The following is a 5936-nucleotide window of genomic DNA, read 5'->3' as shown; positions in this document are numbered from 1 at the left end:
CTGGCGACGCCACCACCAGGCCCGATCCCAGACCAGCCACTACCAGCGACAAGCCGCCCAGACATGAAGATCGCGATCTACAGCTGGAGTACTAGCCTCGCCGTTTCGGTTGCGGTGATGAGGTGTCCTTGAGGGGTAACTGTCGCGTGGCCGAGGCGATTTCGGTGTTCGGACATGGCGGAGACCCGGCGCGGTGGTCGGGTTCTCCAGGGTCCTTCGGGTCGTCGGCGGTCAGGGATGTACTGGTCAGCCGGCGGGACGGGGCAGTGCGGCGAGGCGGTGGAAGGCCGTGGCCAGTTCGTTTTTCCAGGGCCAGTTCGCGGAGATCCGCAAGCGCAGGCGTCGGCCGCCGCGGGTGAGGCGGGCGGCGACGTGCAGCAGCCGGTAGCGGAGCTTCTTCGGCTCGGCAGCGGCCAGCTCCCCGTCCAGCAGCAGGACGCGCGTCCAGGCCAGCAGGTCGATCGCCGCGAGGCTGAGTTCGAGCCAGACGGCGTTGACGGCGAAGTGGCGGGAGGGGAAGCGGCCGAAGCCGGTGGTCTTTCCGCACCGGATGTGGTCCTCGACGGTGGCATGCCTGCGGTGGCGGACCTCCAGGAACTGGGCGGATCCGCCCCCGGAGTATGGGGTGTCGGTGAGGAACACCTGATGGCGCAGGCCCTCGTCCTGGTCGAACAGGGACAGCTGGGCGCCGGGGTGCGGCCGCTCTCGGCGCACGATGATGCGGGTGCCGGCCGGGTAGCCGTCCAGACTGACCATGCCGGTCAGCTCGGCGACCTCGGCACCATCCCGCAGAGTGCCGTCCTGGTCCAGGGCGGGATGCCAGAGGCGGTCGGGCATGGTCCGAACAGCGCGGCGGACCGGCTCGGTGATGGCGTATCCAACCGAGAAGAAGGTACGGATTCCTTGTTTCCGCAGGTCGCGGACGTGGGCGAGGAAGGCTTTCGCGGATCCGGCGCTGTCGGCGCGGACCAGGATGTCGGTGCCGTGCCGGTGGGCGTCGGGGATCTGCGCGAGCGCCTGGTCGAGCACCGTGATGTGGTCGGCGGCGGTGTTGGCGCCGGCGTTCCCGGGCCGCAGCCGCCCCGACACGGCCTCGCCGGTGTTCGCGAGGAAACACAGCAGCGGGTGGAAGCCGAAGCCGCCCTTGTAGGTGGGTGCGGCCTGCTCTTTCTCGGAGTGGCAGGTGACCAGCGTGGCGTCGCGGTCCAGGACCAGGCCGGGAAGTTCTCGTCCGCCGGCCCGTGCAGTGGGGATGCCTTCACCGGTCTCGGCGGCCTGCAGCCAGGCGACTTCCCGAGCCGAGGCGCGGGCCACTCGCAGCGAAGCGAGTGCAGCCTCGTCGGTGTCGGCGAGCAGCCGCCAGGCCGTCGGCGTCGAGGCGACCGGGCCGAACACCTCGGCCTGGTCCCGCAGCACGGCGAGGTCCGCGATGGCCTCGCCGCCGTCGGCGAGCATCACCGCCAGGTCGGTGGCGATCCGGCCCGGATCATGTCCGGTCCCGCGCGGCCGAAGCGGCCTGAGAGCGGCGGAGTACGCGGCGGTCAGCCCGGTGGCATCGGCAAGATCCGCCAGCAACCGTGCCCCGGCATGCCCGACCACCCCCGAGCCATCGGCACTGACACAGATCTTGGGACGCAACCCGATACCCTGCACGTAGAAAGTGCCCTCCGCCTGGACCGACAGAACCCCTCAGCAAGGTTCATCGTTCCAGGTCAGAAGGCACTTTCGTGTTTCCGCCCCAAAGCCATCCGTACCCAAGTGAAACGGCGAGGCTAGCCTCAATACCAGCGACTTAACCTGCCTGTTTCACTTGCCACGGTGTCCGGATCTTGATCCGAAACGCGAAAGTACCCTCTGAGCTGGGAAGATGAGGCTTGTCGAAGGTCTCTGTCATCCCAGCAGGAAGGCACTTTCTGCGTGCACGTGCGACACGAGGTCGCGTGTGTTGAGTGAGTGCCCTTGGAGAGGGGGTCGGCGTTGTCGCCGACGACAGGGTAGCCCCGGGTCCGTGTCCGATGGCCCGTCCCCACTCGGACGTGCGTCGCTGGTAACGGCGGGGTGCGAAGCTCCGAGGAGAAGCCCAAGTGCCGCCGCTCCACCCGGCGGCAACAGGCAAGGGGAAGACCGGGCGGGCGAACACCCGTGAACCCTCGATGACGTCTCGTGAAGAAAAGCCCTGCCGGTGCGACGCGGTAGCAGGGTGCAGGGCGGGCAATGCGTCCCCGCTACCCGACACTACCGCCTCGCGCCCCAAGCTCGTCGTCTCGGCCGACGGCCACGGTGTGGTCAGCCATGCCGGGTCCCGTCTGCTGGCCGATCTCGCTGACGCCACCGGCCTGACCGCCGCGTTCACCGACGCGCTACGCCACCTGCGGCCACGCGGCACCGGACACAACCCGGGGCAGGGTCGCGGTGGACGTGGCGGTGATGCTCGCCGACGGCGGCGAAGCCATCGCCGACTTGGCCCTACTGCGCGACCAGGACGAGGTCTTCGGCCCGGTGGCCTCTACCCCGACCGCCTGGCGCCTGCTGGCCGGCATCGACCACACGGCACTGCCAGCACTGCACACGGCCCGGGCTGCAGCGCGCGAGGTCGCCTGGATGCAGGCCGCTGAGACGGACAGCGGCATACCCGCGGCCCAGGCCGGCGGGCGGGACCTGCCCGGTCTGGTCATTGACATGGACGCCACCCTGGTCACCTGCCACTCCGAGAAAGAGCAGGCCGCAGCCACCTACAAGCGGGGCTTCGGATACCACCCGCTGTTGTGCTTCCTGGACAACACCGGCGAAGCCCTGGCCGGACTGCTGCGGCCGGGCAACGCAGGCGCCAACACCGCCGCCGACCACATCACCGTCCTCGATGCGGCGCTCGCCCAGATCCCCGACGACCGCCGCCACGGCACCCCCATCCTCGTCCGCACCGACAGCGCCGGAGGCGCCAAAGCGTTCCTGGCCCACCTGCGGGCCCTGCGCGCCCGAGGCCTCCACACATCCTTCTCGGTCGGACATCCCGTCACCGAGCCGGTCCGCCGCGCGATCCGCGCTCTGCCTGATGAGGTCGGCACCCCGCGCTGGAGCAGGACGGCACCCTGCGCGTCGGTGCCGAGGTCGCCGAGCTGACCGGCCTGGACGGCTACCCCGACGGCACACGGATCATCGTCCGCCGCGAACGCCCCCACCCCGGCGCCCAACTGTCCCTGTTCGACCTCGACGAGGGCATGCGCCAACAGGTCTTCCTCACCGACACCCCCTACGGCGAAGGCTCGCTGCAGCACCTGGAAGTCCGCCACCGCGCGCACACCCGCGTCGAGGACCGCATCCGCTGCGGCAAGATCACCGGCTTCGGCCGCTTCCCCTCCCGACACTTCACCCTCAACCAAGCGTGGCTGGAGCTGTCCCTGACCGCCACCGACCTGCTCGCCTGGACCCAGACCCTGCTGCTGGAAGGAGAGTTGGCCACCGCCGAGCCGAAGAAACTGCGCTACCGGCTGCTGCACGCAGCCGCCCGCATCACTCGCGGCGGCCGCCGCCTTCGCCTGCGGATCGCCGCGACCTGGCCCTGGCGGCACCAACTCATCAACGCCTTCGCCCGCCTCACCGCACTACCGCGACCGGCCACCTGACCTGCGGCGCTGTCCCTGCCCGCCCACCACCGAGAAACCGTTGGAGACCCCGACCCGAGCGTCGGGCCCAAGCCATGCCCACTCAACGACCAGGGGCCGACCGCACCAATCCTCCGCCATCACCCCAGCTCAACCACTCGAAGCGAAACGGGGAAGCTAGCGTGCCCTGACGGTCATCGGCAGGGCGCCGGGGGACAGGGCTATCCGTGGGAGGGGGCGCACCGGTCGGTCGTCGATCGCCTCGAGTGTCCATCCCCGGGCGATAGTGACCAGGGCGATAGTCGCCTCCACGATCCCGAAGTCCTCTCCGATGCACTTGCGGCTGCCTCCGCCGAACGGGATGAAGGCGCTGCGCGGTATCGCCGCGGCTCGCTCCGGCAGCCAGCGGTCGGGGTCGAATAGGTTGGGGTCGGGAAAGATGTTAGGGCGGCGGTGGATCAGGTAGGGGCTGTATATGATGGTGGTGTCGGCTGGGAGCCGATAGCCGCCGAGTTCATGGTCCGTGGTGGTCATCCTGGTCAGCAGCCATGTGGCCGGGTACAGACGCAGCGTTTCGAGGAGGATCCGTCTGGTGTGGTCGAGCGCCCGAATGCCGACGAGGTCGACCGGGCGGTCGGTGGGCAGCTTGTCCAGTTCGTCATGTAGACGTCTAGCGACATGGGGATGCCGGCCGAGGAGGTAGAACGTCCATGCCACCAAGGAGGCGGTGGTCTCGGTACCTGCGATGAGCAGGGTGAAGACATGGTCGTTGATCTCCTCCGCAGTCATGCCCTCCCCGGTTTTCTCGTCGCGTGCCGCGAGCAGCATCGACAACAGGTCGCCGTGGTCCGTGCCGGAATGCTGATACTGGCTGATGATGGTGGCGGCGATTCGGCGCGTGGAGTTCAAAGCCGCGTTGAAGCGACGGTTGACCGGCAGGGGTATCCGTTCCAGGAGGTCGACCGGGTTCATAGCGCGTTGGTAGGCGCCGCGCAGCACGATCGGGACGCTGCGCTGGATGTTGTCGAGAAAGGGGGCTGCCGTGGTGGCGGAGAACAGGGTCCGCAGCAACACCCGCAGCGTGTAGTGCTGCATAACGGTGGTGAGGTCGATCTGGTCCCCGGAGCGCCAGGAGCGGGTGCAGGCGGCGGCCTCCTCGTGCATTACCTCGGCGTACCGGGGCAGTTGCCGAGGGTGGAAGGCCGGTTGAACCAGCGGCCGGTGCCGTCGGTGTATCGGCCAGAGCGAACTGACCAGACCGTCGCCCGCGGTGTGACGGATCTTGTCGAAGAGCCGTCCGCCCTTGTCGAAGGTCCGGGCGTTCACCAGGACCTGGCGGGTCAGGTCGGGGTCGCATACCAGCACAGCTGGCTGCGGCCCGAGTCGCACCTCCACTAGCTCGGCCTGGGAGCCGACATCGGTGAGAAACCCCAGGGGATCACGTATCAGGGATACGGCATGGCCGACGACCGGCAGGGCTCCGGGAGCGACCGCCACGGCCGGGCGGACGCCAGTGAGCGCGGACTTCATTCCGTGTCCTCTCGTTCTCGCGATCGGACCATACCGACCGCCCATCACGCATGTCGCGTTAAGACGACATGGACATTGCGCCGCTTGACCTTTCCCACGCTCGCACTGTTCCACTCGGGCCATGATCGTCCACGAACGGGAGCAGGGTCGGCCAGCCGCCGGCGCATCCGTAGGATCGAGACCAGCGCAGCTTTCACAAATGAGTAGATCCATTGCGGGGAGTCGAACCCTTCACAACTGCCCACGAGTACAAGCAATCTGATGTGTGTGCATGCTGGTTCTGTCATGTCCTGAGACCGACGGAGCCGATTCCGGCGCTCTCAGTCACAAAACAATCACCCTCGATAATTGACGTGGGCCCCACACTAGAGCCCTCCCGGAGCGCCAGCAGGAAATGTAGCCGAAGGATTCAATACGGGGCGGGTTGAACTCCAATGCCACGTAGCGTAAGTTGATCTTGTTGTTGGGGGTGGGGCCATGCCATCCGCCCGTCGGGTTGGCTATCGTGCCGGGCATGGATCAGGACGCGTTGCGGGAACGGAAGTTGCAGAATCTGGTCTCCGTCGGAGTCCTGGCCGCTGATGTCCCGCGTGACGTGATCGACGAGGTGGTGGCCGAGCACGGCAGACAGGCCCGTCGCTCCGATGGCAAGCTGCCGCCGCATGTGGTGGTCTACATGGTCATGGGCTTGGCGCTGTTCCGCGGCGAGGACTATGAGAGTGCGGAACGTGAGCTCTTGTCCGTTTCGTGGTTGAGGTTGGGGAAGGATCGCTGGTCGCGGGCGGGGGATGCTCCTCAAGAGCC

The 5936-nt window shown here is 67.8% G+C and carries 3 protein-coding genes and 1 pseudogene; 2 read left to right on the top strand and 2 right to left on the bottom strand.

The features are described from left to right. Positions 1-246: 246 nt before the first annotated feature. Positions 247-1653: an IS1380 family transposase gene (locus tag ACFUJR_RS38500; RefSeq protein ID WP_383180739.1), complete on the bottom strand. Its 1407-nt coding sequence runs from the start codon at positions 1651-1653 to the stop codon at positions 247-249. A gap of 629 nt (positions 1654-2282) precedes the next feature. Here ACFUJR_RS38500 and ACFUJR_RS38495 point away from each other — a divergent pair. Continuing rightward, positions 2283-3623 (top strand): annotated as a pseudogene (locus tag ACFUJR_RS38495) (IS1380 family transposase). A 156-nt stretch (positions 3624-3779) separates the two neighbouring features. Here ACFUJR_RS38495 and ACFUJR_RS38490 read toward each other — a convergent pair. After that, positions 3780-5132, bottom strand: coding sequence for a cytochrome P450 (locus ACFUJR_RS38490; protein ID WP_383180742.1), 1353 nt, complete (start codon positions 5130-5132; stop codon positions 3780-3782). Positions 5133-5646: 514 nt separating this feature from the next. Here ACFUJR_RS38490 and ACFUJR_RS38485 point away from each other — a divergent pair. Next, on the top strand, positions 5647-5936 hold a 290-nt coding region (locus ACFUJR_RS38485; protein ID WP_383180745.1), incomplete at its 3' end, for a transposase domain-containing protein.

It is taken from the genome of Streptomyces sp. NPDC057271 (assembly GCF_042668715.1).
In the GTDB taxonomy this organism is placed as follows: Bacteria; Actinomycetota; Actinomycetes; order Streptomycetales; family Streptomycetaceae; genus Streptomyces.
Note: the sequence above shows the minus strand (reverse complement) of the source record. Positions and strands in the feature narration are given on the sequence as shown.

Coding starts and splice junctions, on each gene's coding strand:
- ACFUJR_RS38490 (WP_383180742.1), bottom strand. CDS start 5,132: ATGAAGTCCGCGCTCACTGGCGTCCGCCCGGCCGTGGCGGTCGCTCCC.